This is a genomic window from Nocardioides caricicola (genome assembly GCF_039541135.1).
Classification (GTDB): domain Bacteria; phylum Actinomycetota; class Actinomycetes; order Propionibacteriales; family Nocardioidaceae; genus Nocardioides; species Nocardioides caricicola.
Genome location: NZ_BAABFQ010000009.1, coordinates 46,555 through 72,396 on the forward strand (window position 1 = coordinate 46,555; position 25,842 = coordinate 72,396).

A 25,842-nucleotide genomic window follows, 5' to 3' on the forward strand; every position below is an offset into this window, starting at 1 on the left:
AACCGCACCGACAAGGACTTCTGGGCACTCGGGCAGTGCTCGGGCACGGTGAAGGTGACCGCGACGGGGGTCGCCGTCGGCACGAACCTCGACATCGAGCTGCGCCTGTACGACGCGGGCGGCACCCAGGTGGCGATCAACAACCCGCCGTCGGCGAGGGTCGACGCCCACGTGGCGTCCGGGATGAACGCGACGATCAACACCTCCGTCGCCGCCGGCCAGTACGTCGCCGCCGTCGACGGGGTCGGCAACGGCAACCCGCGGAACGGCTACGACGACTACGCCAGCGTCGGCGCGTACACGCTGGGCGTCACCGGCTGCGAGGTCGACCCCGGCGACGGCGACACCCCGAGCGCCCCGCAGGACCTGTCGGCCGCGCCGGGCCCGTCCGGCACCGCGGTGATCAGCTGGAGCGCTCCGGCCGACGAGGGCGAGAGCCCGGTCACCGGCTACGAGGTCACGGTCGGCGGCTTCACCGACACCGTCGACGCTGCGACGTTCTCCTACGCGGCGACCGGCCTCGAGCGCGGTGCGACGTACGACGTGAGCGTCGTGGCGGTCAACGGCGCGGGCGCCGGCGCGCCGGCGACGACGACGTTCACGACGGCCGACGTGCCGGGGCAGCCGGTCATCATCGGCGCCGGCAGCGGCGGGTTCGGCGGCGCGATCACCGCGAGCGTGCGCTGGATCCCGCCTGCCGACGACGGGGGCTCGCCGGTCGTCGGCTACGTCATCAAGGGAACCCGGTGGAGCCCGTCCGGGAGGGCCCTGCAGACCGGCACGACCGAGATCCTGCCGGCCGATCAGCTGTCGTCGACCCTGGGCCTGAAGACGGCCGGGATCTGGAGCTTCCGGGTGCGGGCGATCAACGACGTCGGCGCCGGGCCGTACAGCAAGGCCTCGAAGAAGGTCAGGGGCCGCTGACGCCTTCCTCGTGGCGGACCGGGCAGCCCTTCACGCCCGGGACGGGGAACGTGCCGAGCTGCTCGATGTCGTAGCCGTTCGGGTAGCTGCGGATCCAGGAGATGTCCTCGATCTGCTTCGGCTCGCGGCGAGGCGGGAACGCGCGCAGCACCACTCCCCTGGCCCGGAGCGCGGCCCGGCTCAGCCGCTGCACGGCGACCGGCGGGGCGTCGTACCGGAACGCCTCGCGCAGCGGCTGGTCCATCAGCGCTCGGGCGAACAGCCCGGCGGGCTTGCGCAGCGGCTTGGCGTAGAACGTCTGCATCAGCGCGAGCGTCGAGTCGGCGACGCGGCGCGCGCCCTCGTCGTAGGCGAAGTGCTCGGCCTCGTAGGAGTCCATCAGCTCCTCGAACTCGGCGTAGGTCTCCGGGACGTCCTTGATGCCCATGTGCCGGCCGAGCGTGCGGTAGTACTGCACCGACGCCTCGACCTCGTTGGCCGTGAACGGACGCTTGCCGTAGTCGTCCATCCAGCGCTTCGGGACGACCACGAACGTGCTCAGCACGTAGCGGAACTGGTCGTTGGGGATGTCGTAGGCCCGGTGCATGGCGTTGATCCGGCGGATCGCGGCCTTGGCCTCCGGGTGCTCGAAGCCCACCCGGGTCGGCGGCTCGAGCAGCAGCGCCGTGTCGTCGTACCTCTTCTGCACGTCGCCGGTGAACTCACCGGTGTCGTGGAGCAGCCGACCGATACCGGGGACGGCGTACGTGCGGAACAGCGCGAAGCTCAGCGCCTGGTTCATGTCCCAGGGGAACTCGTGCATCACGATGTTCCTGCTGATCTCGACGTAGTCGGTCGCCGGGTCGAGCGAGTCGTTGCGCCGCTTCCAGTGGTCGCGCCTCATGGGCCGACCCTAGAACAGGTTGCCGGCTGCGTGAATCCCCACTCACTTGTCGCGAGACGGGATCAGTTCGAGGCGGCCTTCTCGGCCCCGCGCCGCCAGCGGATGCCGGCCTCGATGAAGCCGTCGACGTCGCCGTCGAAGACCGCCTGCGGGTTGCCGACCTCGAAGCCGGTGCGCAGGTCCTTGACCATCTGGTACGGGTTCAGCACGTAGTTGCGCATCTGGTCGCCCCAGGTCGCGGCCACGTCGCCCTTGAGGTCCTTCTTGAGCGCGGCCTCCTCGGCCTTCTTCTTCGCGAGCAGCTTCGCCTTGAGGACGACCATCGCGGACGCCTTGTTCTGCAGCTGCGACTTCTCGTTCTGGCAGCTGACCACGATGCCCGTCGGGATGTGGGTCAGGCGTACGGCGGAGTCGGTGGTGTTGACCGACTGGCCGCCGGGACCGCCGGAGCGGAAGACGTCCACGCGGAGGTCGTTCTCGTCGACCTCGATCTCGTCGGTCTGCTCGAGCACCGGGACCACCTCGACCGCGGCGAACGACGTCTGCCGGCGGCCCTGGTTGTCGAACGGGCTGATCCGGACCAGGCGGTGGGTGCCGGCCTCGACCGACAGCGTGCCGTAGGCGTACGGCGCGTGGATCGCGAACTCGGCGGACTTGATGCCCGCCTCCTCGGCGTAGGAGACGTCGTAGACCTCGACGGGGTAGTTGTGCTGCTCGGCCCAGCGCGTGTACATCCGCATCAGGGTCTCGGCGAAGTCCGCCGCGTCCACGCCGCCGGCGCCGGAGCGGATCGAGACGATCGCCTCGCGCGCGTCGTACTCACCCGACAGCAGGGTGCGGACCTCGAGGGCCTCGACGGACTTGCGCAGCCGCTCGAGCTCGGTCTCGGCCTCGGACAGGGCGTCCGCGTCGCCCTCCTCCTGCGCCATCTCGACCATCAGCCCGAGGTCCTCGATCCGGCTGCTGAGCGAGGTGAAGCGGTCGAGCTCGCCCTGGATCGCGGAGAGGCGGCCGGTGACGCGGGTGGCGTTCTCCTGGTCGTCCCACAGGTCCGGTGCGGCGACCCGCTCGCTCAGGTCGGCGATCTCCCGGCGCATGGCGTCCACGTCGAGCACCTGCTCGATGGTGTACATCGTCGCCTGGAGCTGCTTGATCTCTGCGTCGTAATCGGTGCCCGCCACAAGGAGCAAGATTACGGGTCCGGAGCCGGTCGGCCTACTCGGCCCGGCCGGCCGCCCGCGGCGCCGGGAGCGCGAGCTCGGCCCAGACGCGCTTGCCGCCGCCCTCGGCGGCCCCCATCCCCCAGGACGAGGCGAGCGCGCTGACGAGGTACAGCCCCCGGCCGTGCTCGTCGGTCTCGCTCAGCGGCTGGGGCTCCGGCGTGCCGGCACCGTCGTCGTCGACCTCGATCCGCAGCGCCTCCGCGGTGGCCGACAGGCGCACCCGGTACGACGACCCCGCGTGGGTCAGCGCGTTCGCGGCCAGCTCGCTGACCACCAGCAGCGCGTCGTCCAGCGGCTCGTCGATCCCCCACTCGGCCGAGCGCTCGCGCACGAACTCGCGCGCCCGGCTCACGCTGCTCAGCTCGTGCGGCAGGTCGATGACCGCGGCGGTCGTGTCGTCCTCGTCGTCCTCCTCGAGGGACTCGATGAGCTCGACCAGGCGGCCCAGGCCGCCCTCCTCGGGCATCACGATCTTCGCCTCGGGGGCGGCGGCGCGCACCTGGCTCAGCAGGTCGGCGCCGGCGATCTCGGGCAGGTCGAGGTCCAAGACGACGACGTCGGGACGCAGCCGCGAGGCGAGCCGGACGGCCTCGGGGCCGTCGGCAGCCTCACCCACGACCTCGAACCCGCCCCGGAAACGGAGGGAGGTGCGGACCAGCCGGCGTACCTCGACGACGTCATCCACCAGGAGGACGCGGAGGGGCACGGTGCTCAGCCTAGGCGTCATCGCCTGCCCAAGCACGCACCGGTCGGGGGTAGACACGGCCCGGAATGCACTTTTCTGCAGTTTTCTGCAGCGCATTTACCTGAGCCACGGATTTCGTCCGAAATTCTTGCGGTCCTGCCACGCTCTTCTCACCGGCCCCTCCCGGCCGGCGGCTCGACCGCACGACACCATTCCCCACCACCGCTCTCGGGAGCACGCCATGATCATCGAAGTCCGCCCCACCCCCGCGCTGCGACGCCACCGTGCGCGCATCGTCGGCGCGGTCGCGGTCGCCGGGCTCGTGGCCGCTTCGCTCCTCTCGGTGGCCCAGCTGGCCAGTGCGAGCGACGTCGGGCGACCCGACGTGACGGTCTCCGACCGCTCGCACGACTGACCCCGGTACGCCGCTCACGGTCTCAGCGAGTCCTGCCGCCGAAGACCTGGGCGGCGTACCAGGTGCCGTCGGCGCTGCGCCGCGCACCGATTCCCATCAGCCGGAAGTCGCGGTCGAGGATGTTCTCACGGTGGTCCTCGGAGTTCATCCAGCCGTCGTTGACCACCGACCGGCCGGTCGGGAACCCGTAGGCGACGTTCTCCCCCGTGGTCGTGAGCCCGCACTGCCGCAGGATCGGGCGCAGCTCCTGGTGGAACATCCGGTCCTGCCGGGCCATCCGCCGCGCCTGGCGCTCCGCGAACCGCTGCAGGCAGTCCTGGGCGCGGAACCCGGCCCGCTCGTGCTGGCGCCGGACCCGGTTCGTCGCCTCGAACGCCTGGTGCTGGTAGCGACCGGCGGTGAGCCCGGCCGGCCGCGCCTCAGCGGGCGCCGCCTCCGACGGGACCGGTGCGAGCGCGACGGCGGTGAGCAGGGCAGTGGGGACCGCTGTGGCGGCGATGCGGATCATCAGGCTCCTCCGAGACTTGGCCTAGACCGTTCAGTCACATGTCCCCGTATCCACCGTGGCCTAATCCATGAACCTCTACGGTCGCCGCATGGCCCCCCGCCGCGCCCTCCTCGCGCTCCCCGTGATCGCCGCCCTCGGGCTGAGCCCGGCAGCATCGGCCCAGCCGGCTCCCGCGACCGCCCCGCGAGCCGCGGAAGCGCTCCCGGACACCGCCGACGACCTGCCGGCCGGCGCGGTGGTCGCCAACGAGGAGATCTACCAGATCGCCCGCGCCGGCGACCGGGTCTACGCCTACGGCTACTTCGACACCGTGGGGCGCTACGCCGGCCCCGGGGCAGCCCTGAGCGCCGCGGACGGCTCCCCGGAGCCCAGCCCCCAGATCGCCGACGGGCAGGTCTCGGTGGTGGTCGGGGACGGCGCCGGTGGCTGGTACCTCGGCGGCGACTTCACCCGGATCGGGGGCCAGCCCGCCGGCGGCCTGGCCCACGTGCTGAACAGCGGCGAGCTCGACACCGACTTCCTCCCGAAGACCGACGGCCTGGTGAGCGCGATGGCGCTGGTCCAGGACACGCTCTACGTCGGCGGGTCCTTCGAGAGCATCGACGGCACCGAGCGCGAGCGGCTGGCGGCGGTCTCGACCGACGACGGCGCGGTGCTGCCGTTCGACGCACCCCAGCCGAAGCGGGTCACGGAGATGCTGTTCAGCCCACCGGCCGACGGCCCGGCCCGGCTGTACGTCGCCTCCGACGGCCTCCACGCCCTCGACCCGGCCACCGGCGCGGCCATCCCCGGTTTCTCCGCCACCACCGACACCCCGATCCACGCGCTCGAGCTGGGCGCCGACACCCTGTACGTCGGCGCCGCCGCCGTGACCGCCCTGGACCCGGAGACCGGCGCCAAGGACGCGGGCTTCGACACCGGCGCCCCGCTGGCGGTCGACGCGCTGCGCCGGGTGCACACGCTGCTCTACACCGAGGACCGGCTCTACGTCGGCGGCGACCGGACCCTGATCCAAGGGCAACCGGGCCGCCTCGTGGCGGTCGACCCCGGGACCGGCGCGCTCGACCCGACCTTCGACGCGGACATCCCCACCGCCGGCAACCTCCCGGACGTCCCGTCCGGGGTGTACGACCTCGCGCTGAACGGCGACGAGCTCTGGGCGGCCGGCAGCTTCCGCGGCGGGCTGACCGTGGTCGGCGCCACGACCGGCGAGCCCGTCGACATCGAGCTCCCGTCGTACGACCTCCAGGTCAACGCGGTCGAGCAGTCCGGGCCGGACGTGTACGTCGGCGGCCACTTCTACATGACCGACGCGGTGCGGACCAGCGGGGTGGCGGCGTTCGACGCGAAGACCCTCGACCCGATCCCCGGCTTCCGGGCGGACGAGAACACCTGGGGCGACCTGTTCGTCGGCGCCGGGGCGGTGTGGGTCGCGGACACCAACCACTATGGCTACGACCCGTCCGCGACGGCCGCCGAGAACGGCACGTTCTTCTACGACTGGACCGACGACGTCGTCGCCCTCGACCCCGACACCGGAGCACGGCTCGCCGAGCGGTCGCTGCGGGTCAAGAACCTCACCGGCATCACCACCATCGGCAACCGCCTGTACGTCGCCCGGCGGCTCGAGAACGACCACCGCTTCCCGCGCAACCGGATCGACGTCTACGGCCCCAGCGGCACGAAGGTGGACTCCTTCCTCGTGCAGCGGCGCGGCTACATCACCGAGCTGAGCAGCATGGGCGGCGACCTGCTCGCCGCGGGCAGCTTCGACGGCCGCCGGCTCCTGTCGGCCGTCATCAAGATCGACCCCACCAACGGCAAGGTCCGCCCGTCCTTCGACCCCATGATCAACGGGCCGGTCTACGACCTGGCCAGGTCCGGCAACGGCATGGTCGCCACCGGCCTGTTCAAGGAGGTCTGGGGCGGCTACGACGCCACGTGGAAGCGGCCGGGGCTCGAGCGGATGCGCGCCAACGGCATCACCGACACCCGGTTCCTGCCGAAGTCGTTCGAGGGCAACCGCGTGCTGCTGCGGGTCCAGCCGATCGGCGACCTGCTCTGGGTGGACGGCGCGTCGCGGGCGTTCCTCGACGCGACCACCGGCAAGCCGGTCGCCGACCCGATCCCCGGCGTGTCCCCGTGGTGGGTCGCGGGTGTCTCGAGCGACGACCTGGCCTACACCTCGCTGATCTACCCGAACCTCGGCGGCCGCACCGGCTTCAAGCTCGCGTACGTCGCAGCCGTGAGCTGAGCAGCGTGCGCTGAAGGCCTTCACGCCTCCTGTCGAAACGGGGAGAGTTCACCCGACGCCTGGGTGACAGCGACCCCGGACCACAGGAGAGGCAGATGCGCTACATCACGTTCGTGAAGATGACCGAGGACGTCGGGGACCCGCCGCCGGCCCTGGTGGAGGCGATGGGCAAGGAGATGCAGGCGGCGTTCGCCGACGGCTCGATGATCGAGGCCGGCGGGCTCTCCGGCATGCGCGACAGCACCGAGATCCGGCTCGCCGGCGGCACCATCACCCAGGTCGACGGTCCCTACGCCGAGGGCAAGGAGGTCGCGGGCGGGTACGCGATCACCGAGGTGCGCTCGCACGAGGAGGCCGTCGAGGGCGCCCGCCGCGTGCTCGAGCTGCACCTCGAGCACTGGCCGGGCTGGGAGGGCGCGGTGGAGGTGCGCCAGATGTTCGGCAGCCAGTGACCGATCGACCCACGCACGACGCGATCACCGCCGTCTGGCGACGCGAGTCGGTGCGGCTGGTGGCCGCGCTCGCCCGGATGACCCGCGACGTCGACCTCGCGGAGGACCTGGCGCAGGACGCCCTGGTCGCGGCCCTCGAGCAGTGGCCCGGCCAGGGCGTCCCCGCGAACCCGGGCGCCTGGCTGATGTCGGTCGCCAAGCGCCGCGCGATCGACCAGTTCCGGCGCAGCGACACCCTGCGCCGGCGTACCGCCGAGCTGGCCCACGGCCTCGAGGAGGCCGAGGTCCCCGACCTGGCCGCGGCGGTCGACCACATCGAGGACGACGTGCTCCGCCTGGCCTTCCTGTGCTGCCACCCGGCGCTGCCGGCGGAGTCGCGTGCGGCCCTGACGCTGCGCCTGGTCGGCGGCCTCACCACCCAGGAGATCGCCCGGGCCTACCTCGTGAAGGACGCGACCATGGGCCAGCGGATCTCGCGCGCCAAGCGGCTGCTCGCCGACAGCGGCGCGGAGCTCGAGATGCCGGTCGGGGCGGAGCGGCAGCAGCGGCTCGCGGACGTGATGGCGGTCGTGTACCTGATCTTCAACGAGGGGTACTCCGCGACCGGCGGAGACGACTGGACCCGCCCCGACCTCTGCCTCGAGGCGATGCGGCTGGCCCGGGTGCTCGCCCACCTGGTGGCCGACGAGCCGGAGGTGCACGGTCTCCAGGCGCTGCTGGAGATCCAGGGCTCGCGGCTGCGGGCGCGGTACGACGAGTCCGGCACCCCGGTGCTGCTCGAGGCCCAGGACCGCAGCCGCTGGGACCAGCTGCTGGTCCAGCGCGGCCTGGCCGCCCTGGACCGGGCCGAGGAGCTCGCCCGCCGGGGCGCGCCGGTCGGCAGCTACGTCCTCCAGGCGGCGATCGCCGCCTGCCACGCGCGGGCTCGGCGCGCCGAGGACACCGACTGGGCCGAGATCGCCGGGCTCTACGACGTGCTCGCCCGGGCGTTCCCGAGCCCCGTGGTCGAGGTGAACCGGGCCGTCGCGCACGGGCGCGCGTTCGGGCCCGAGGCCGGGCTGGCGATCATCGACGCGGTCACCGGCGTACCCGGCTGGCACCTCGTGCCCGCCGTGCGCGGGGACCTGCTCGAGCTCGCCGGCCGCACCGAGGAGGCGGCGCGGTCGTTCCGCGATGCGGCCGCGCTCACCCGGAACGAGGACGAGCGCCGGATCCTGCTCCGCCGGGCGGGCGGGTAGCGGCTGGGGCGTCGTCGCCGCGCGCCGCCCGTGAGTCCGGGAACCTGCGGTCGAACCGGTGGAACAGCCACTCGGTCAGCCGCGGCGCCAGCAGGTTCATCAGCTCACCGACGTTGCCGGCGAACGTGTTCACGTGGATCGGCCGCTTCTGCAGGGCCTTGAGCACCTTGCGGGCCGCCTGCTCCGGCGTCGCGCCGTGGCCGCGGTAGGCCTCGGTCGGCGCGGTCATCGCGGTCTGCACGAGCGAGAACCGCATGTTCGTGAACGTCACGTTGTCGGCGTACGCCTCCCGCGCCGCCACCCGGCTCCACGAGTCCAGTGCGGTCTTGGAGGCGATGTAGGCGCTGAACTTGGGCGCCTTCATCTGCACGCCCCACGTCACGATGTTCACGACGTGGCCGAACCTCTGCACCCGCATCGCGGGCAGCAGGCCGAGCGTGAGCCGCACCGGCCCGAAGAAGTTGATCGCCATGCTGCGCTCGACGTCGTGGAACCGGTCGTAGCTCAGCGCCACCGAGCGCCGGATCGAGCGGCCGGCGTTGTTCACGAGGTAGTCCACCGCGCCGTGCTCGGCGAGCAGCCGCTCCACCAGCGCGTCGATCGCGGCGTAGTTCGTCAGGTCGCAGGGGTACGCCGTCGCGCGACCGCCCGCCACCTCGATCGTCGTACGCACGCGGTCGAGCTCGTCCTCGCGGCGGGCGACCAGCAGGACGTGCGCGCCCTCGGTCGCGACCAGCCGGGCGGTCGCCTCGCCGATCCCCGAGGACGCGCCGGTGACCAGGACCGTGCGGCCGGCGAGGCTCACGTCGTCTCCCACCGGAAGAGCCGCGCTGCGACCAGCGTGACGACGACGGCGAAGACCGCGAGGTAGAGCATCGGGCCGAGCGCCGCGGTCCACGGCTCCCCGCGGACCATGACGTCGAGCATGCCGTCGTTGAGGTGCTTGAGCGGCAACACGTTCGAGAACGTCTGGAGCCACTGCGGCGCTCCCTCGAGCGGGAAGAACGACCCGCTGAGGAACGCCATCGGCAGCACCAGGAAGTTCGCGGCGTTCACCGCGCCCTCCTGGGTCTTGGTGATCGCGCCGGCCAGCAGGCCGATCGACATGAAGCAGAGCGTGCCGACCACCAGCAGCGGGACGGCCATCCACCAGGCGCCGGTCAGCGTCAGGTCGAAGAGCAGAGCGCCGACGCCGATGAAGATCGCCATCTGGGTGAGCGCGACCGCAACGGTGACCGAGACCCGGGCGCCGACGACCGTGCGGGTCGAGACCGGCGCGAGCTGGAGCCGGCGCAACAGCTTGCTCTGCCGCCAGCCCTGCAGCGTGGCAGCCGCACCGAAGGCCGCGCTCATCGCGACGGCCCAGCCGAGCAGGCCGGGCGTGTAGTACTGGATCGCACTGAGCGAGTCGTCCTCGACCGACTCCACCTCGAGCGAGTACGTCGGCGGCTGGCCGGTCACGGCGACGTTGGTGCCGTCCACGAGCGCCTGGAGCGCCCCGGCGGTGATGCCCGCCTTCGCCGGGTCGGTCCGCGTGTAGTGCGCCACGAGCGTGTCGCCCTGCTGCTCGACCGCGACGTCCGCATCGCCCTTGCGCACCTGGGCGATCGCGTCGTCGAGGTCGTCGGAGCGGGTGACCTCGAACGTCGCCTCGAACGTGTCGTCGGCTCCCGCCGGCAGGTCCTCGACCAGCGACACGTCGCCGACGACGATCATGTCGACCTTGCCGACCGACTGGTCCGAGAACAGCCCGCCGAAGAGCACCAGGAACATCAGCGGGAAGACGACGGCGAAGAACACCGCGGTCCGGTCGCGGACGAAGCCGCGCAGGATCGCACCCGACAGGGCGAGGAACGCGGTCATGCGCGGTACTCCCGGCCGGTGAGGTCGAGGAAGACGTCCTCGAGGGTGCCGGTCTGGACCTGGACCCCGTCGAGGCGACCCAGCTCGGCGAGCCGGGCGATCTCCACCGTGGGCTCCCGGGTCGTGATCACCTCGCCGTCGGCGAGCGTGATCCGGGTCGGGGCGTCGAGCCGCTGCACCAGCGCCGCCGGGGTGTCGAACACCAGGATCTGTCCGTGGTCCATGATCGCGACCCGGTCGGCCAGCGCCTCGGCCTCGTCCATGTAGTGCGTGGTGAGCACGACGGTGCGGCCCGCGTCGTTGATGCCCGAGAGCAGGTCCCAGAGGTTGCGCCGGGCCTGCGGGTCGAGCGCGGCGGTGGGCTCGTCGAGGAACACCACCTCCGGGTCGTGCACGAGTGCGCAGGCGATCGAGAGCCGCTGCGCCTGGCCGCCGGACAGGTCCTCCACCCGCGCCCCGGCCTTCTCGGCGAGCCCGACCCGCTCGAGCCACTCGTCGGCGTGGGCCCTGGCGACGCCGTACAGCGCCGCGAACGTGTGGATCTGCTCGCGCGCGGTCAACCGCTCGAAGAACGACGAGGCCTGGAGCTGCACGCCGATCCGGGGCAGCAGTGCGGCGTTGCGGGGCCAGACCGGGAGACCGAGCACGGACGCGCTGCCGGAGTCGGGCTTGCGGAGGCCCTCGATCATCTCCAGCAGCGTGGTCTTGCCCGCACCGTTGGGGCCGAGGATGCCGACGAACTCCCCCTCCGCGACCGACAGGCCGACGCCGTCGACGGCGCGCAGGTCGCCGTACGTCATGGTGAGGTCGGTGACCTCGATCGCGTTCACGACGCGGTCAGCGGCCACGGGCGGGCCTGCTCGAGCTGGGCGGACAGCGAGAACAACGTGGCCTCGTCGTCGGTGCGGCCGACGAGCTGCACGGCGACCGGCAGACCGTCCGCGGCGACGCCGCACGGCACCGAGGCCGCCGGGTTGCCGGCCACGTTCCAGAGCGCGACGTACGCGATCGACGGCATCGCCCGCAGCGCGGCGCGCACGGTCCCCACGCCGTCGAGGCGGCCGACCTCCGGCGGACGGTGCGCGAGGGTCGGCGTCAGCAGCACGTCGACGTCGTCGAAGACCCGGTTCGCCTTCCGGGAGATCTTCTCGGTCTGCTTCAGCGCCCACTCGATGACCTTCGGCGTCACCCAGGAGCCGAGCCGGTAGGTCTCGCGGGTACGTCGCTCCAGCCGGTCGTAGTGCTCGACGAGGTCGGCCTCGGTGCGGATGCCGGCGAAGAACTGCGGTACGAACGCCGCAGTCGGGTCCGGGTAGTGCGGGTCGACCTCGCGCACGTCGTGGCCGAGGGTGTCGAGCAGGCGAGCGGTCTCCTGGACGGCCTCGACGTGCACCGGGTCGGGCTTGACGCCGAGCGTGACGGCCTTGGTGGTCCAGCCGATCCGCAGCCGGCCGGGCTCGCGACCCACCGCGTCGACGAACGACTCGTCGCCGCCCGCGGTGTAGAGGTCGCCCTCGACGTTGCCCCGGATCGCGTCGTACACCAGCGCGCTGTCGAGCACGCTGCGCGTCAGCGGGCCGGCCGTGCCGAGCGCCCACCACAAGTGCGGGTGCGGGGCGGTCGTGACCCGCCCGCGCTGCGGCTTGAGGCCGAACAGCCCGCAGCTGGCGCTGGGGATCCGGATCGACCCGCCGCCGTCCCCGCCCATCCCGGCGGGCACCATGCCAGCGGCGACGGCCACCGCCGTACCGCCGCTGGAGCCGCCGGGCGTGCGGGTCGGGTCCCACGGGTTGCGGGTGATGCCGAAGGCGTCGGACTCGGTGAACGGGAACGCGCCGAACTCCGGCATCGCGGTCTTCCCGACGATCACCGCGCCGGCCTCCCGCAGCCGGCGCACGACCTCGCCGTCGGCTGCGGCGGGCGTCGAGTTCCCCTCGCCACCGAACGTCGTGACGACGCCCTCGACGTCGAGCTCCTCCTTGATCGCGATCGGCACGCCGTGCAACGGCCCGAGCGGCGCGCCGGCGCTCTGCGCGGCGTCGCGGGCACTGGCCTCCGCGAGCGCCTCCTCGGCCAGCAGCACGGAGAACGCGTTGAGCTCGTCGTCGCGGTCAGCGATGCGGCGCAGCGCCTGCTCGGTGACCTGGCGCGCCGTGTGCTCCCCGCTGGCGATGAGACGGACGGTGTCGGCCACTCCGGCCCGGGCGAGATCGGTCACGCGCCGAGGGTAGCGACGTCACATGTCATTGCCCATGAACATCGGGTCACCGCCCGTGAGCGGCAGGTGGCCGAGGTCCTCGCAGCGCCCCGACGGGACCTCGCAGTCGTAGACCTCGGCGCCACCGCCCTTCGCGAACGCGGCCGCCAGGATCGAGCCGTCGGTGTCGACGGTGAAGAACGTCGCCTTCTCGTCGAGCACGATCGGCGCGCTGCCGTCGGTCGACTCCAGCTTGTTCGACCAGTACAGGACATGGCCGCCGTCGTGGGTGAGCTGGGCGTCGATGGCGCCGGAGACCAGGCGGAGGTCCGCCGCGGCAGGCCCGTCGGGCGCGGGGCCGAAGTGCAGCACGACGCCGCCCCGGAAGTCCGCGATCCGGGTCTTCGGACCACCGAGGTCGGTGACGTCGCCGCTGCGCGGGTCCCACACCTGGCTGCCGTCGGGGCTCCACAGCACGACGCGGCCACCGTCGATCCCCTCGATCTCGGTGTCCTGGGACACCGCCTTGGTCGCGACCGGCTCGTCGGGATCCTCGAAGTCGTGGACGACGACGTGCGGCGTGCCGTCGATCGTCACGCCGTACGCCACCAGCGGCTGCTGCGCGTCGGCCATCGGCGTGGGGTGGTAGTCACCGCGCGTGGAGGCCGGCTCGAGCGCGGTGATGTCCCCCGACTCGGACAGCAGGCTGACCAGGCCGTCGTCGTAGAACACCACGCCGTACGGCGTCGCAGCGCCGTCGACGTCGAGGTCGCCCAGCTGATCGGCGGGGAACGTGCGGCCGCCGAGGTGGATCTCGTTGTAGGGGTCGGCATAGGCCCGCAGGCCCTGGCTGAAGTCCAGCGGGCCGACCGGCTCGAGGCCCCGCTCGCTGCGGGCGCCGTCGTCGGCACCGGGCCACAGCGCGACCGCGGCGCACACCAGGGCGGCCACCCCGGCGCCAGCGGCCACCCGGCGGCGTGCGCGGATCCGGCCACCGCCGCGGCGTACGGCGTCCAGGTCTCCGGGAGGCACGGGCAGGGCGTCCACGAGGGCGCGGATCTGCTCGGCGAGATCGGTGCTCATGCGCGTTCTCCGTTCGAGTCGAGGGTCAGCCCGGCGTGTTGCCGGAGCTTGGCGAGGGCAGCGGAGGCCTGGGACTTCACGGTTCCGCGAGAGCAGCCGAGGGTGCCGGCGATCTCCTCCTCCGACAGGTCCTCGTAGTAGCGGAGAACCACGACCGCGCGCTGCCGGGGCGGCAGCTCGAGCACGGCCCGCCACAGCCGGTCGCGCTCGACGATCGCCGCCTCGGGCGACACCACCGCGGTCGCGGGCCCGGTCTCGCCGGAGAGGTCGGTGGGACGCTCGCGCCGCCACCACGCCCGGCGCCGGGTCCCGAGGATCTCGTTGACGACGATCCTGCGGACGTAGGCCTCCGGGTGCTCCGCCGCGCTGACGCGCCGCCAGGACGCGTACGCCCGGGCGTACGCCTGCTGGAGCGCGTCCTCCGCGGACGCCGCGTCACCCGCGACCGCGCACGCGGTACGGAACAGGCGCGGCCAGGTCGCGCGGAAGAACTCGTCGAACCCGTCGGTCTCCGCCACTGCTTCCACACCCTTCAGATGCAGCCCGAGCCGCTCCGGGTTGGGTCCGGGCCCTAACCGGTCGCCAGCAGCCCGCGCACCACGCGCAGCGCCACCGACAGCCGGGCCAGGTCGGCCTGGTCGTCGGCGCAGATCTCCTCGAGGGTCGCGGCCGCGCGCGGGACCACCACGTCGTCGGCCGCCTCCCATGCCGCGATCCGGGCCGGCGCCGGCTCCTCGGCCGACGTCGTCGCGAGCACCTGCGCGGTGAGCTGGGCGTGCACGGCGTGCAGGTCGTCGCGCAGGGCGGCGCGCGCCATCGTCTGCCAGCGGTCCGCGCGCGGGAGCGCGAGGATGCGCTGCACCAGCCCGGGCAGCCCGAGCCGCTCGCCGAGGGTGAAGTGCACCCGGGCGACGCCCGCCGGGTCCAGCCCCTCGCGCGCGGCGGTCTCGATGACGCCGAGCAGCATGTACGCCGTCGGCAGCACCGCCACCCGGCTCGCGAGGTCCTCGTCCACCCCGTCGGCGACCAGCCGGTCCAGGCGCTCGCGGTAGCCGCCGAGCTCGCGGCCGGTCATCAGGTCGGGCAGCTGGGCCATCACCTGCTGCACCGGCCCCGCGAACTGGTCGACGGTCGCCTGGCTGTCCATCGGCGGCCGCCGGTTGTTGACCAGCCACCGCGACGCGCGTTCGACGAGCGTCCGCATCTCCAGGCGCATCCGGGTCTGGACGGCCGCGTCGAGCTTGTTGTCCAGGGCCTTCAGCTCCTGGCGCAGCCCGAGCGACCCGAAGATCTCGCGCGCGACGAAGTTGGCGCGGGTGAGCTCGGCGGCGCTGGCCCCGGTCTCGCCGGCCAGCCGCGGCCAGAACGTGATGCCCGCGCCGTTCACGAGGTCGTTGACCACCTGGGTCACGATGATCTCGCGGCGCAGCGGGTGGTCGTGGACCTGCGGCTCGAAGCCCTCACGGACCGCGGTCGGGAAGTACGCCCGCAGGTCCAGGTCGAGGTACGGGTCGTCGGGCAGGTCGGAGTCGAGCAGCTCGTCGGCGAGCACGATCTTGGTCCACGACATCAGCACCGAGAGCTCGGGGTTGCTCAAGCCCTCGCCCTGGTCGAGGCGGCGGCGTACCTCCTGCCGGGTCGGCAGGCCCTCCAGCTCGCGGTCGAGGACGCCGTCTCGCTCCAGCCTGCGGATCCACTCCTCGTGCACGTGCAGCATCGACGCCGCGTGGGCGCCGGCGTTCGCGAGCGCGATGTTCTGGTCGTAGTTGTCGGCCAGGACCAGCTCGGCGACCTCGTCGGTCATCTCGGCGAGCAGCGTGTTGCGCTGCTCGAGCGTCATCTCACCGGCCTTGACCACGCGATCGAGCAGGATCTTGAGGTTGACCTCGTGGTCGGAGGTGTCGACGCCGGCGGAGTTGTCGATGAAGTCGGTGTTCATCCGGCCACCGACGCCGCCGGCGCCCTCGCGGGCGTACTCGATGCGGCCGAGCTGGGTGCAGCCGAGGTTGCCGCCCTCGCCGATGGCCTTCGCCCGGACGTCGCGTCCGTCGACGCGGATCGCGTCGTTGGCCTTGTCCCCCGCGTCGGCGTGGCTCTCGCCCGACGCCTTGACGTAGGTGCCGATGCCGCCGTTCCAGAGCAGGTCCACCGGCGCGACCAGGATCGCCTTCATCAGCTCGGCCGGCGTCATCGACTCGACCGACGCGTCGATGCCGAGGGAGGCACGCACCGCGTCGTTGAGCGTGATCTTCTTGAGCGCCCGCGAGTAGACGCCGCCGCCCTCGGAGATCAGCGCACGGTCGTAGTCCTGCCAGCTGGACCGGGCCAGCGCGAACATCCGCTTCCGCTCGGCGAAGGAGACCGCCGGGTCCGGGTCCGGGTCGAGGAAGATGTCGCGGTGGTCGAAGGCCGCCACCAGCTTGATGTGCTCGGAGCAGAGCATGCCGTTGCCGAACACGTCGCCGGACATGTCGCCGATCCCGACGCAGGTGAAGTCCTCGGTCTGGCAGTCGATGCCCCGCTCGCGGAAGTGCCGCTGGACCGAGACCCAGGCGCCCCGGGCGGTGATGCCCATCGCCTTGTGGTCGTAGCCGACCGAGCCGCCGCTCGCGAACGCGTCGCCGAGCCAGAACCCGTAGTCCTGCGAGACGCTGTTGGCGATGTCGGAGAACGTCGCGGTGCCCTTGTCGGCCGCGACGACGAGGTAGGAGTCGTCACCGTCGTGGCGGACGACGTCCGGCGGCGGCACGGTCTCGCCGTCGACGAGGTTGTCGGTGATGTCGAGCAGGCCGGAGATGAACGTCTTGTACGACGCGACTCCCTCGGCCAGCCACGCGTCGCGGTCGACGCTCGGGTCGGGCAGCTGCTTGGGGAAGAACCCGCCCTTCGCGCCGACCGGCACGATCACGGTGTTCTTGACCATCTGCGCCTTCACCAGACCCAGCACCTCGGTGCGGAAGTCGTCGCGGCGGTCGGACCAGCGCAGGCCACCGCGCGCGACCGCGCCGTACCGCAGGTGCACGCCCTCGACCCGCGGCGAGTACACGAAGATCTCGTAGCGCGGCCGCGGCTGCGGCAGGTCCGGGATGCCGGACGGCTCCATCTTGAAGGAGATGTACGAGCGCACGCCCCCGTCCGGAGCGGGCCGGAAGTAGTTGGTGCGCAGGGTGGCCCGGATGTGGGCGAGGTACGAGCGCAGGATGCGGTCGTGGTCGAGGCTCGCGACGTCGTCGAGCGCCCGCAGGATGCGCTGCTCGATGTCAGGAGCCCGGTCGTGGTCGGCGCGCGGGTCGAAGCGGATCTCGAACAGCAGCGCGAGCAGCCGGGTGATGTCGACGTTCTGCAGCAGCGCGCCCTCGATGTAGTCGAGCGCGAACGGCGAGTTCCCCTGCCGCATGTACTTCGCGTAGGCACGCAGCACCGTGGCCTGGCGCCAGGTGAGGCCGGCCCCGAGGACGAGCGCGTTGAAGCCGTCGATCTCGTTGCGGCCGTCCCAGATCGCGCGGATCGCGGCCTCGACGAGCTCACGCGAGTCGTCGGGGAGGGCGGCGCGGTGGTAGCGCAGGCCGAACTCGTAGATGATCGTGGGCCGCTCCAGCCCGTCGAGCTCGTAGGGCCGCTCGTCCACGACCTCCACGCCGAGCGAGGACAGCATCGGCAGCAGCTCGGACAGCGAGAGCGGCGGGCCGATCCGGTAGACCTTGAGCCGCGCGTCGCCGCGACCGGAGTCGAGGTCCTGGTACAGCGACACCAGGATCCCCGCGCCGTCCTCGTCGAGCGGGACCTCCTCGAGCCGGCCGAGGTCGAGCGCGGCGATGCGTGGCGAGAAGTCCTCCTTGAACGCCTCGGGGAACGCGTTGAGGTAGCGCCGGGCCATGCGGGTGCCGGCGACCTCGCCGAACTCGGAGAGCAGCGCTGCCGACAGGTCGTCGCGCCAGGAGCGGGAGGCCTCCGCGAGCCGGCGCTCCAGGTCGACGGTGTCGACGTCGTGGATCGCGGAGCCCTTCGGCGGGTGGACGACGAAGTGCACCCGGGCGGTGGTCGACTCCGTGAGCCGCACGGTGAACTCGACCGAGTCGCCGCCCAGGCTCTCCAGCAGGATCTGGGAGAACCGCTCGCGGACCGCGGTGTTGTAGCGGTCCCGCGGGAGGTAGACGAGCACGGAGACGTAGCGGCCGTAGGTGTCGCGGCGAGTGAACAGCCGCAGCCGCCGGCGCTCACGCGCGTGCATGGCGCTCATGGCCATCGGGGCCAGCTCGTCGACCGGCGTGTGGAACAGCTCGTCGCGCGGGTAGGTCTCGAGGGTGTCCATGAGGGCCTTGCCGTCATGGCTCTGCGGCGGGAACCCCGCCTCCTTGAGCACCGCCTCGGCGCGCTCGCGCAGCAGCGGGATCCGGGTCAGCGACTCGGTGTAGGCCGCGCTGCTGTAGAGCCCGAGGAAGCGGCGCTCGCCGACGACCTGGCCGTCCTCGAACTTCTTGACGCCGACGTAGTCGAGGTACGCCGGGCGATGGATCGTCGAGCGGGAGTTGGCCTTGGTGAGCACGAGCACGGTCTGCTCGCGCGCCTTCGCGGCGGCCGCCGCCGGCAGCCGCCCCGACGTGCTGGACAGGTCCTGGTCGGGGCGCAGGATGCCCAGGCCGGTGCCGGGCACGCCGCGCAGGTACTCGTCGTCGCCGTCCCGCTCGAGGTGGTACTCGCGGTAGCCGAGGAACGTGAAGTGGTCGTCGGCGAGCCACTGCAGCAGTGCGGCCGCCTGGCGGGCCTCCTCGGCGTCGACGGTGGCGGGCGCGTCGGTCTGGAGCTCGTGCACGATGTCGGAGACCTGGCCGTGCATCTTGTCCCAGTCCTCGACGGCCTCCCGGACGTCGCGCAGCACCCGCTGGACGGCCGCCTCGATCTCGGCGGTGTCCTCGCCGTCGGGGATCCGGTCGATCTCCACGTGCATCCACGACTCGCGACCGTCCTCGAGGTCGAGGTCGGCGCCCGGGCCGCCGTCGTGCGCCACGGGACGGACCTCCTGGACCGCGCCGGTGATGTCCCGGGTGACGTCGAAGAGGGGGTGGATCACCAGGTGCACGTCGCGCATCTGGCGCGACAGCTCCATGGTCAGGGAGTCCACGAGGAACGGCATGTCGTCCACGACGACCTCGACCACCGAGTGGCCGGAGGCCGACCAGCCGTGCTCGCCCGGCGACGGGGTCAGCACCCGCACGCGGGCGGTGCCCTGCGGGCGGTTCGCCGCGAGCTCGTAGTGCGACGCGAACGCGGCGTACACGTCGACCGCGGAGCGGTCCCCGACGTCCTCGGCCGCGAGGTGCCGGTAGTAGGCCCGCAGCATCGCGGCCACCCGGTCGGGCGGCGGTCCACCGGTGGCGCTCCTGCTGCGGGCCACCTCGACGGCCTCGGACAGGAGCTCGGACAGGTCTACTTCATGCGTCGTCGTTGACACGCTCCCGACACTAGGTCCCCGGGTGCGCTACTCACCAGTCGGGCTCGCCTACAGCTCGCTGCGAAGATCCCAGAGCAGCGGGTAGTAGCGGACCGGGAGCCGCGAGCGGAGGTACGACGAGCCGCTGGAGCCGCCGGTGCCGGACTTGCTGCCGATCATCCGCTCGACCATGACCACGTGCCGCGCCCGCCAGCTCGCGGCGAGCTCGTCGTGCTGCAGCAGCGCCTCGGCCAGCGCCCAGACCACGGCGTACTGGTCGCGGTCGTGGGCGACGGTGCGCATCGACGCCGAGACCTCCTCGTCGCTGCCCGCGGCGAGGCCGAACGAGGCGAGCACGGCGACGAACGCGTCCCACAGGGTCGGCTCCGCGAGCCGGGCGTCGAGGTGCTGCCGCTCGGCCTCGGTGATCCCCTTGAACCGGTCGAGGTAGCGCGGGTCCTTGGCCCCGGACATGAACTCCAGCTCGCGGAACTGCACCGACTGGAAGCCGCTGGCCGGCGCGAGCCGCTGCCGGAACTCCAGGAAGTCCTGCGGGGTCATCGTCTCCAGCACGTCGACCTGCTGCACCAGCACCCGCTCGATCACGTGCACGCGCGCCATCAGGTGCTGCGCCCACCACAGCCGGCCCCCGCCCTGGCCGCCCAGCATGGCGTCGCGGGCGGCCGAGACCTCGTGCAGCAGCTGCTTGAACCACAGCTCGTAGACCTGGTGGATCGTGATGAACAGCAGCTCGTCGTGCGCCGGCGGGTCGGACTCGAGGTGTTGGGAGTCCAGCAGCTGGGGAAGACGCAGGTACGACCCGTACGTGAGCTGGGCACCCTGCTCGCCGAAGGAGACGAAGTTCTCGACCGTCATGAGCAGGAGACTATGTCCGCATGAAGTTCCGACACGAGCTGACCTACGACGCGTCCCCGGCCGACGTCTTCGAGATGCTGGCCGACCCGAAGTTCCGTGAGGCGGCCTGCGCGGCGCAGGGCGTGATCTCTGCCGACGTCCAGGTGGAGCGGGACGGCGAGCGCTTCACGCTCACCATCGACCAGGAGCAGCGCACCGACGACCTGCCGAGCTTCGCGCGCACGTTCGCCGGCGACTCGACCCGCGCCATCCAGCGCGAGGAGTGGACCGACCCCCTGGGCGGGACGTTGCGCATCGACGCGCCCGGCAAGCCGTCCGACGTGCGCGGCACGATCACGCTCGAGCAGCAGGGCGACGGCACCCGCGAGGTCGTCGAGCTCGACCTCAAGATCAAGGTGCCGCTGATCGGCGGGAAGCTCGAGAAGCTGCTCGCGGAGAGGATCACCGCGGGCATGGAGGCCGAGCACGGCGTCGGCGTCGCGTGGCTGGCGGGTGAGCGCTGATGGGCACCCGGCTCACGCACACGATGACGTACGACGCGTCGCTGGCCGCGGTCTCGGCGATGCTGGACGACGCGGCGTACCGCGAGGCGGTGGTCACCGCCCAGGGCGGCTCCGACGGGTCGGTCTCGTTCGAGCAGGTCGGCGACGCGGTCGTCGTCGTGATCTCGCAGGTGCAGCCGGCCGAGGGCATCCCGGGCTTCGCCCGGAAGTTCGTCGGGGACGAGATCCCCCTCCTGCAGCGCGAGGCGTGGACATCGGACGACCACGCCGACCTCGAGGTCACGATCCCGGGCAAGCCCGGCCAGGTGGTCGGCTCCATCGACCTCCACGAGGACGGCGGCACGACGACCGAGACCGTCGACGTCGAGATCACCGTGAACATCCCGCTGGTGGGCGGGAAGATCGAGAAGCTGATCGCCGACCTGCTGCGCAAGGCGCTGCGCGCCGAGGAACAGGTCGGCCGCGACTACGTGTTGCGCTGAGCCTGCTCCTGGGCCTGCTGCTGGGCCTGCTGCTGGGCCTCGGCGGCGTCCTGGCGGCGACGCCACCAGATGACGCCGCCGAGCACGACGAACGGACCGATCGCCAGGACCACGGTCAGCGCCTGCTCGACCGGGTGCAGCGCACCGAGGTGGAGCGGGACCATCACCCGAGGAACGGGTAGCGGTAGTCGGTCGGCGGGACGAACGTCTCCTTGATCGAGCGCGGCGACGTCCAGCGCAGCAGGTTCACGGCGGCGCCGGCCTTGTCGTTGGTGCCGCTGGCCCGGCCACCGCCGAACGGTTGCTGTCCGACGACCGCGCCGGTCGGCTTGTCGTTGATGTAGAAGTTGCCGGCCGCGAAGCGGAGCTCGTTCTGCGCCCACGCGATCGCGCGGCGGTCCTGGGCGATGATCGAGCCGGTCAGGGCGTACGGCGCGATGGACTCCATGCCGCGCACGACCTTCTCGAAGTCGGCGTCCTCGAACACGTGCACCGCGAGGATCGGGCCGAAGTACTCGGTCGTGAACATCTCGTCGGTCGGGTCGCCGCCCTCGACGACCGTCGGGTGCACGAAGTAGCCGACCTTGCCGTCGGTCTTGCCGCCGACCAGGATCTCCAGCTTGCGCTGGCGCTTCGCGCGCTCGATCGCCTTCTTGTGCTTGGCGAACGCGCGGTCGTCGATCACCGCGCCCATGAAGTTCGAGAAGTCGGTCGGGTCGCCGATGGTGATCGACTCGATCTCCGAGAGCAGCGAGTCCTTCATCTTCTTCCACACCGACCGCGCGACGTACGCGCGCGACGCGGCCGAGCACTTCTGGCCCTGGAACTCGAACGCACCACGGATCAGCGCCGTACGCACGACGTCCGGGTCGGCCGAGGGGTGGGCGACGACGAAGTCCTTGCCGCCGGTCTCGCCGACGATGCGCGGGTAGGCCCGGTAGTTCGAGATGTTGTTGCCGACCTCGCGCCACAGGTGCTGGAACGTCGGGGTCGAGCCGGTGAAGTGGATGCCGGCGAGGTCCGGGTGGGCCAGCGCGACCTGCGAGACCTCGAGGCCGTCGCCGGGGAGCATGTTGATGACGCCCGGCGGCATGCCGGCCTCCTCCAGCAGCTCCATCGTCAGCGACGCGGCGAGCTGCTGGGTCGGCGAGGGCTTCCAGATGACGGTGTTGCCCATCAGCGCCGGCGCGGTCGGCAGGTTGCCCGCGATCGCGGTGAAGTTGAACGGCGTGATCGCGTAGACGAAGCCCTCGAGCGGGCGGTGGTCGGTGCGGTTCCACACGCCGGGGCTGTTGGCGATCGGCTGGTCGCTGAGGATCTCGCGGGCGTAGTGGACGTTGTAGCGCCAGAAGTCGATGAGCTCGCAGGCGCTGTCGATCTCGGCCTGGTACGCCGTCTTCGACTGGCCGAGCACGGTGGCGGCGTTGAGCCGCTGGCGCCACGGGCCGGCGAGCAGGTCCGCGGCCTTGAGCAGGATCGCGGCCCGGTCGTCGAAGTCCATCTCGCGCCAGCCCGGCGCCGCGTCGGCCGCGGCCTTGATCGCGGCGCGCGCGTCGTTCTGCGTGGAGTTCTTCAGGACACCCAGCACGTGCTGGTGGTCGTGCGGCTGCACGACCTTGATCTCCGCACCGCCGCCGGCCTTCTTGCGGCCACCGATGTGCGCCTTGAAGTCGCGCTGCTTCCGCTCCAGCTTCGCGATCTCGGCCTGGAGGGCCTCACGCTCGGGAGTGCCGGGCGCGTAGGTGAGGACCGGCTCGTTGATCGGGGCAGGAGGGGTGGTGACAGCGTCCATGATTGCGATGCTCTCACCGTGCCGTCGCGTGCCCCAAACCGCGGGTCGGCGTGGCCTCGGACGAGGCCACACCGACCATCACCGTTCGAACTACTTCGCGTCGAGGTACTCGACCGACAGGCCAGGGCTCCAACAGGTGGCGCCGGTCGGGCAGGGCCAACCCATTGATGCAAAGCTCGCAGTACTGCCGTCGCGCACCATGGTGGTGCAGGAAACGTCCCCCACGCAGTCGGTGACTCTGCCGGTCCAGTTCTGCTTGCCCGACGGGTTGTCGGCGAGGACCTTCACGGTGCAGTAGTTCGTGTTGCTGCACTGCTTCCAGTTCCGAGTGGGACCGTTCTGTCCGTCCCGGCGCTGGATCAGACCCGACACGCGAAGCTCGTCGAGGGTCCGATTACAAGTGGCGACCACCCTCATCTCGATCCGGTTGCCCGTCCCGATCTCGGTGCCGAGGTAGTCGATCTTGGCGCGGCAGCCGAACGGATTGCCTCCGCGCTGCTGCCCGACGGCCGCCGCCGGAGTTTCGCCCTCCTGCGTCGCGGGTGCGGCCTGAGCCTGGGCGGTGACCAGGATCGGCGTCAGAAGAGTCAGCACCGCGAGAGTTGCCCACGTGTGGCGGCGCTTGGCTGGAGCAGGTCGATTGCGTTTCATGTACGTCCCCGAGATGTCGTGCGACGGCCCCATGCCGTCGCCGTGGCCGCGACGCTAGCCCGCCCGATCGCCTATCGGAACCAAGCTGCAAGAACCTGAGGCACTCGTCCGGCGATCCCAGGACGCCTCAGAGGAGGAAGGGGATCTCCTGCGTCGCGAACCAGCCGAGGTCGTCGTCGGGGTCGGCGCCCGCGGGCCGGTCCTCGGTGTCGGCGTGCACCGCGACGACGCGCTTCAGCGGGATCGTCCAGCCGGGCTCGGGGGCCTTGTCGAGCTCCGCGACCACGACCACGCGACGGCCCGGGCCCGGGAGCAGGGCGGCGGACGCGTCGGCGGCGGTCATCAGCGCGTCGTACTCCGACTCCTCGTCGTCCTCGGTCGCGATGACGACGTCGTCGGTGACGACGACGTGGCCCTCGGCGTGCTGCTCGGCGAGCAGCGCGAGGGTGGTGGGCAGGTAGGCACGAATCGTCACGAGGTCTCCGTCGGCTTGCGCTTCTTCCGGCCCCGCGGCGCCCGACCCCGGCCGCTGGACGCCGAGTCCACGAGCTCGTCCAGCGCCTCCTGCAGGCACGGCCCGAGCAGGTCGGCGTCCGCGATCATGTCGCGGTCGGCGGTGATGCCGTAGTAGACGAAGCCGTCGTACGACGTCACGCCGATCGCGATCGGGTGACCCTCGTGCAGCGGCGGCACGGGGTACGTCGCCACCATCCGCGCGCCGGCGGCGTACAGCGGGACCTGCGGCCCGGGGACGTTGGTGATGCACAGCCCGTAGCTGCGCCGCTCGGCGGCGGCCACCCGCGACCCGAGCGCGTGGAACGTCGCCGGCGCGAAGCCGGACAGGCTGGCCAGCCGGGCGGCGGCGACGCCGCGGCCGCCCTCCTTGTGCGCCTGGAACGAGTACGACACCTGGTGCAGCCGGACCACCGGGTTGGGCTCCCACACCGGGAGGTCGACGAAGTGCGCCGTGACCTGGCTGCCCATCGAGGTCGCCTCGAGCTCCTCGTCGATCACCGAGACCGGCACCAGTGCGCGCACCTGCCGGATGCCGCGCATCGACTCCCCGCGGGTCATCAGCCACGCGCGCAGCGCCCCGGTGATGGTGGCCAGCACGACGTCGTTGACCGAGCCGCCGTGTGCCTCGCGGACCTTGCGGTGCGCGGCGAGGTCGGTGCGCACGGTGACCACACGGCGCTGCTGCGAGAGCGGCCCGATGATCGGCGAGTCCGGGCTGGGCCTGCGGTTGGCGAGCGCGTCGACGACCTGGCCGGCGGTGCGGAAGCCGGTGGAGGCCGCGCGCAGCACCGAGCCGGTGGTGCTGCGGACGGTGTCGACGACGGTGTCCGGCTGGGTGACCGAGTCCCGCAGCGCGCCGGCCATCAGCGTGAACGGCGACGGGCGGCCGCGGGCCCGCCAGGCGTCGGCGCCGAGCTCCTTGGTCTCCGGCGACTGGTCGAGCAGCACCTGGCCGAGGTCCACGGTCTCGATGCCGTCGACCAGCACCTGGTGGGACTTCGACAGCAGCGCGACCTGGCCGTCGGCCAGACCCTCGACCACGTAGATCTCCCACAGCGGGCGGTTGCGGTCCAGGGGCCGCGAGACGATCCGCGACACCAGCTCGCGCAGCTGCTCGACGGTGCCGGGCCGCGGCAGGGCGGAGCGGCGTACGTGGTAGCCGATGTCGAAGTTCTCGTCGTCGACCCACACGGGGTTGGCGATCCGGCCCGGGACGGCCTGGATCCGCTGCCGGTAGCGGGGCACGAAGGAGATGCGCTCCTGCACCAGCTGGACGAGCCGGGCGTAGTCGAACCCCGAGCTGCCGACCTCGAAGATCTCGACGGTCGCGTTGTGCCGGGGCGCAGACGGGGACTCCTCGGCCAGGAGGGCCACATCCCGCGGCCGGAGCCGCTCACTCATCTCTCGCCCTTTCGTCGATCCACCGGGGCTGCGTGCCGGAGTTTCGTACAACGTGGGATTCTGGCAGACGTGACGGTCCACCGAGCAGAAGGAACGACGACGATGCGCCGAGTCCTGGCGAGCACCGCGGTGCTGATGAGCGCTCTCACCCTGGCAACCGCGTGCGGCAGTGACGAGGAGACCCCGTCCGGCACCAGCGACCCCAAGGTCATCGAGGTCACGTTCGACGGCGACTCCGTCACCCCCAACGGCGACCGCGTCGAGGTCGAGCGCGGCCAGGACGTCCAGCTCGAGGTCACCGCCGACGCGCCCGGCGAGATCCACGTGCACTCCGACCCCGAGCAGGAGCTGGAGTACACCGAGGGCACCACCACCGTGACGATCCAGGGCATCGACCAGCCCGGGACGGTGGACGTCGAGTCGCACACGCTCGAGCTGGTGATCGTCCAGCTCGAAGTCCGCTGA

General features: G+C 71.8%; 25 protein-coding genes. 8 read left to right on the plus strand and 17 right to left on the minus strand.

Annotated features, from left to right (window positions below; translation table 11 throughout):
- On the plus strand, positions 1-924 hold a 924-nt coding region (locus tag ABD875_RS19915), incomplete at its 5' end, for a fibronectin type III domain-containing protein (RefSeq protein ID WP_345181521.1).
- Here ABD875_RS19915 and ABD875_RS19920 read toward each other — a convergent pair.
- The 3 genes from ABD875_RS19920 to ABD875_RS19930 form a co-directional block, all read right to left on the minus strand.
- Entirely contained in the window at positions 911-1,807 is an 897-nt protein-coding gene (locus tag ABD875_RS19920) for an oxygenase MpaB family protein (protein ID WP_345181522.1), read from the minus strand. The genes ABD875_RS19915 and ABD875_RS19920 overlap by 14 nt on opposite strands.
- Positions 1,808-1,869: 62 nt before the next feature.
- A complete protein-coding gene (gene prfB / locus ABD875_RS19925; protein ID WP_345181523.1) occupies positions 1,870-2,988 on the minus strand; it encodes a peptide chain release factor 2 in 1,119 nt (372 codons plus the stop codon).
- A gap of 34 nt (positions 2,989-3,022) precedes the next feature.
- On the minus strand, positions 3,023-3,736 hold the full coding sequence (locus tag ABD875_RS19930; protein ID WP_345181525.1) for a response regulator: 714 nt from the start codon (positions 3,734-3,736) through the stop codon (positions 3,023-3,025).
- Positions 3,737-3,956: 220 nt separating this feature from the next.
- Here ABD875_RS19930 and ABD875_RS19935 point away from each other — a divergent pair, with 220 nt between their 5' ends.
- A complete protein-coding gene (locus ABD875_RS19935) occupies positions 3,957-4,130 on the plus strand; it encodes a hypothetical protein (protein ID WP_345181526.1) in 174 nt (57 codons plus the stop codon).
- A 22-nt stretch (positions 4,131-4,152) separates the two neighbouring features.
- Here ABD875_RS19935 and ABD875_RS19940 read toward each other — a convergent pair whose 3' ends face one another.
- Entirely contained in the window at positions 4,153-4,638 is a 486-nt protein-coding gene (locus tag ABD875_RS19940; protein ID WP_345181528.1) for a CAP domain-containing protein, read from the minus strand.
- An 88-nt stretch (positions 4,639-4,726) separates the two neighbouring features.
- Here ABD875_RS19940 and ABD875_RS19945 point away from each other — a divergent pair, with 88 nt between their 5' ends.
- The 3 genes from ABD875_RS19945 (at position 4,727) to ABD875_RS19955 (ending at position 8,582) form a co-directional block, all read left to right on the plus strand.
- The gene (locus ABD875_RS19945; protein ID WP_345181529.1) at positions 4,727-6,892 is read left to right on the plus strand and encodes an outer membrane protein assembly factor BamB family protein; all 2,166 of its coding nucleotides are present in this window, start codon (positions 4,727-4,729) and stop codon (positions 6,890-6,892) included.
- A 95-nt stretch (positions 6,893-6,987) separates the two neighbouring features.
- Positions 6,988-7,344: a YciI family protein gene (locus ABD875_RS19950; protein ID WP_345181531.1), complete on the plus strand. Its 357-nt coding sequence runs from the start codon at positions 6,988-6,990 to the stop codon at positions 7,342-7,344.
- Positions 7,341-8,582, plus strand: coding sequence for an RNA polymerase sigma factor (locus ABD875_RS19955; RefSeq protein ID WP_345181532.1), 1,242 nt, complete (start codon positions 7,341-7,343; stop codon positions 8,580-8,582). Before ABD875_RS19950 ends, ABD875_RS19955 begins: the two co-directional genes overlap by 4 nt.
- On the opposite strand, the gene ABD875_RS19960 is transcribed toward ABD875_RS19955, so the two are convergent.
- From ABD875_RS19960 to ABD875_RS19995, 8 genes are read right to left on the minus strand one after another with little or no spacing between them, the layout of a single operon-like run.
- On the minus strand, positions 8,530-9,387 hold the full coding sequence (locus tag ABD875_RS19960; RefSeq protein WP_345181534.1) for an SDR family NAD(P)-dependent oxidoreductase: 858 nt from the start codon (positions 9,385-9,387) through the stop codon (positions 8,530-8,532). The genes ABD875_RS19955 and ABD875_RS19960 overlap by 53 nt on opposite strands.
- Positions 9,384-10,445, minus strand: a complete 1,062-nt coding sequence (locus tag ABD875_RS19965; RefSeq protein WP_345181536.1) for an ABC transporter permease — start codon at positions 10,443-10,445, stop codon at positions 9,384-9,386. Before ABD875_RS19965 ends, ABD875_RS19960 begins: the two co-directional genes overlap by 4 nt.
- Positions 10,442-11,293, minus strand: coding sequence for an ABC transporter ATP-binding protein (locus tag ABD875_RS19970; RefSeq protein ID WP_345181538.1), 852 nt, complete (start codon positions 11,291-11,293; stop codon positions 10,442-10,444). Before ABD875_RS19970 ends, ABD875_RS19965 begins: the two co-directional genes overlap by 4 nt.
- Entirely contained in the window at positions 11,272-12,663 is a 1,392-nt protein-coding gene (locus tag ABD875_RS19975; RefSeq protein WP_345181540.1) for an amidase, read from the minus strand. Before ABD875_RS19975 ends, ABD875_RS19970 begins: the two co-directional genes overlap by 22 nt.
- An 18-nt stretch (positions 12,664-12,681) precedes the next feature.
- Complete coding sequence (locus ABD875_RS19980) at positions 12,682-13,725, minus strand: hypothetical protein (RefSeq protein ID WP_345181542.1); 1,044 nt, start codon at positions 13,723-13,725, stop codon at positions 12,682-12,684.
- Positions 13,722-14,243: a SigE family RNA polymerase sigma factor gene (locus ABD875_RS19985; protein ID WP_345181544.1), complete on the minus strand. Its 522-nt coding sequence runs from the start codon at positions 14,241-14,243 to the stop codon at positions 13,722-13,724. Before ABD875_RS19985 ends, ABD875_RS19980 begins: the two co-directional genes overlap by 4 nt.
- A gap of 53 nt (positions 14,244-14,296) precedes the next feature.
- A complete protein-coding gene (locus tag ABD875_RS19990; RefSeq protein WP_345181546.1) occupies positions 14,297-19,177 on the minus strand; it encodes an NAD-glutamate dehydrogenase in 4,881 nt (1,626 codons plus the stop codon).
- Between the two features lie 48 nt (positions 19,178-19,225).
- Positions 19,226-20,032 carry a tryptophan 2,3-dioxygenase family protein gene (locus tag ABD875_RS19995; RefSeq protein ID WP_345181548.1) on the minus strand — a complete coding sequence of 269 codons (807 nt, stop codon included), beginning with the start codon at positions 20,030-20,032 and terminating at the stop codon, positions 19,226-19,228.
- Positions 20,033-20,052: 20 nt separating this feature from the next.
- Here ABD875_RS19995 and ABD875_RS20000 point away from each other — a divergent pair, with 20 nt between their 5' ends.
- Both ABD875_RS20000 and ABD875_RS20005 read left to right on the plus strand, forming a co-directional pair.
- Positions 20,053-20,535, plus strand: a complete 483-nt coding sequence (locus ABD875_RS20000; protein ID WP_345181550.1) for a DUF2505 domain-containing protein — start codon at positions 20,053-20,055, stop codon at positions 20,533-20,535.
- Positions 20,535-21,017: a DUF2505 domain-containing protein gene (locus tag ABD875_RS20005; protein ID WP_345181552.1), complete on the plus strand. Its 483-nt coding sequence runs from the start codon at positions 20,535-20,537 to the stop codon at positions 21,015-21,017. Before ABD875_RS20000 ends, ABD875_RS20005 begins: the two co-directional genes overlap by 1 nt.
- Here ABD875_RS20005 and ABD875_RS20010 read toward each other — a convergent pair.
- The 5 genes from ABD875_RS20010 to ABD875_RS20030 form a co-directional block, all read right to left on the minus strand.
- Positions 21,002-21,181, minus strand: coding sequence for a hypothetical protein (locus ABD875_RS20010; protein WP_345181554.1), 180 nt, complete (start codon positions 21,179-21,181; stop codon positions 21,002-21,004). The genes ABD875_RS20005 and ABD875_RS20010 overlap by 16 nt on opposite strands.
- Positions 21,181-22,809 (minus strand): L-glutamate gamma-semialdehyde dehydrogenase, encoded by a 1,629-nt coding sequence (gene pruA / locus ABD875_RS20015; protein WP_345181556.1) that lies wholly within the window; start codon positions 22,807-22,809, stop codon positions 21,181-21,183. The genes ABD875_RS20010 and pruA overlap by 1 nt, the downstream gene beginning before the upstream one ends.
- Positions 22,810-22,899: 90 nt before the next feature.
- Positions 22,900-23,493, minus strand: a complete 594-nt coding sequence (locus tag ABD875_RS20020; RefSeq protein WP_345181558.1) for a hypothetical protein — start codon at positions 23,491-23,493, stop codon at positions 22,900-22,902.
- 94 nt (positions 23,494-23,587) lie between these two features.
- Positions 23,588-23,935 (minus strand): DUF6912 family protein, encoded by a 348-nt coding sequence (locus tag ABD875_RS20025; RefSeq protein WP_345181559.1) that lies wholly within the window; start codon positions 23,933-23,935, stop codon positions 23,588-23,590.
- Entirely contained in the window at positions 23,932-25,377 is a 1,446-nt protein-coding gene (locus tag ABD875_RS20030; RefSeq protein ID WP_345181561.1) for a WS/DGAT/MGAT family O-acyltransferase, read from the minus strand. Before ABD875_RS20030 ends, ABD875_RS20025 begins: the two co-directional genes overlap by 4 nt.
- 102 nt (positions 25,378-25,479) lie before the next feature.
- Between ABD875_RS20030 and ABD875_RS20035 the strand changes: the two genes are divergently transcribed.
- Positions 25,480-25,842: a hypothetical protein gene (locus ABD875_RS20035; protein WP_345181563.1), complete on the plus strand. Its 363-nt coding sequence runs from the start codon at positions 25,480-25,482 to the stop codon at positions 25,840-25,842.

Coding starts and splice junctions, on each gene's coding strand:
- ABD875_RS19920 (WP_345181522.1), bottom strand. CDS start 1,807: ATGAGGCGCGACCACTGGAAGCGGCGCAACGACTCGCTCGACCCGGCG.
- ABD875_RS19935 (WP_345181526.1), top strand. CDS start 3,957: ATGATCATCGAAGTCCGCCCCACCCCCGCGCTGCGACGCCACCGTGCG.
- ABD875_RS19940 (WP_345181528.1), bottom strand. CDS start 4,638: ATGATCCGCATCGCCGCCACAGCGGTCCCCACTGCCCTGCTCACCGCC.
- ABD875_RS19945 (WP_345181529.1), top strand. CDS start 4,727: ATGGCCCCCCGCCGCGCCCTCCTCGCGCTCCCCGTGATCGCCGCCCTC.
- ABD875_RS19950 (WP_345181531.1), top strand. CDS start 6,988: ATGCGCTACATCACGTTCGTGAAGATGACCGAGGACGTCGGGGACCCG.
- ABD875_RS19965 (WP_345181536.1), bottom strand. CDS start 10,445: ATGACCGCGTTCCTCGCCCTGTCGGGTGCGATCCTGCGCGGCTTCGTC.
- ABD875_RS19980 (WP_345181542.1), bottom strand. CDS start 13,725: ATGAGCACCGATCTCGCCGAGCAGATCCGCGCCCTCGTGGACGCCCTG.
- ABD875_RS19995 (WP_345181548.1), bottom strand. CDS start 20,032: ATGACGGTCGAGAACTTCGTCTCCTTCGGCGAGCAGGGTGCCCAGCTC.
- ABD875_RS20000 (WP_345181550.1), top strand. CDS start 20,053: ATGAAGTTCCGACACGAGCTGACCTACGACGCGTCCCCGGCCGACGTC.
- ABD875_RS20005 (WP_345181552.1), top strand. CDS start 20,535: ATGGGCACCCGGCTCACGCACACGATGACGTACGACGCGTCGCTGGCC.
- ABD875_RS20010 (WP_345181554.1), bottom strand. CDS start 21,181: ATGGTCCCGCTCCACCTCGGTGCGCTGCACCCGGTCGAGCAGGCGCTG.
- pruA (WP_345181556.1), bottom strand. CDS start 22,809: ATGGACGCTGTCACCACCCCTCCTGCCCCGATCAACGAGCCGGTCCTC.
- ABD875_RS20020 (WP_345181558.1), bottom strand. CDS start 23,493: ATGGGGCCGTCGCACGACATCTCGGGGACGTACATGAAACGCAATCGA.
- ABD875_RS20030 (WP_345181561.1), bottom strand. CDS start 25,377: ATGAGTGAGCGGCTCCGGCCGCGGGATGTGGCCCTCCTGGCCGAGGAG.
- ABD875_RS20035 (WP_345181563.1), top strand. CDS start 25,480: ATGCGCCGAGTCCTGGCGAGCACCGCGGTGCTGATGAGCGCTCTCACC.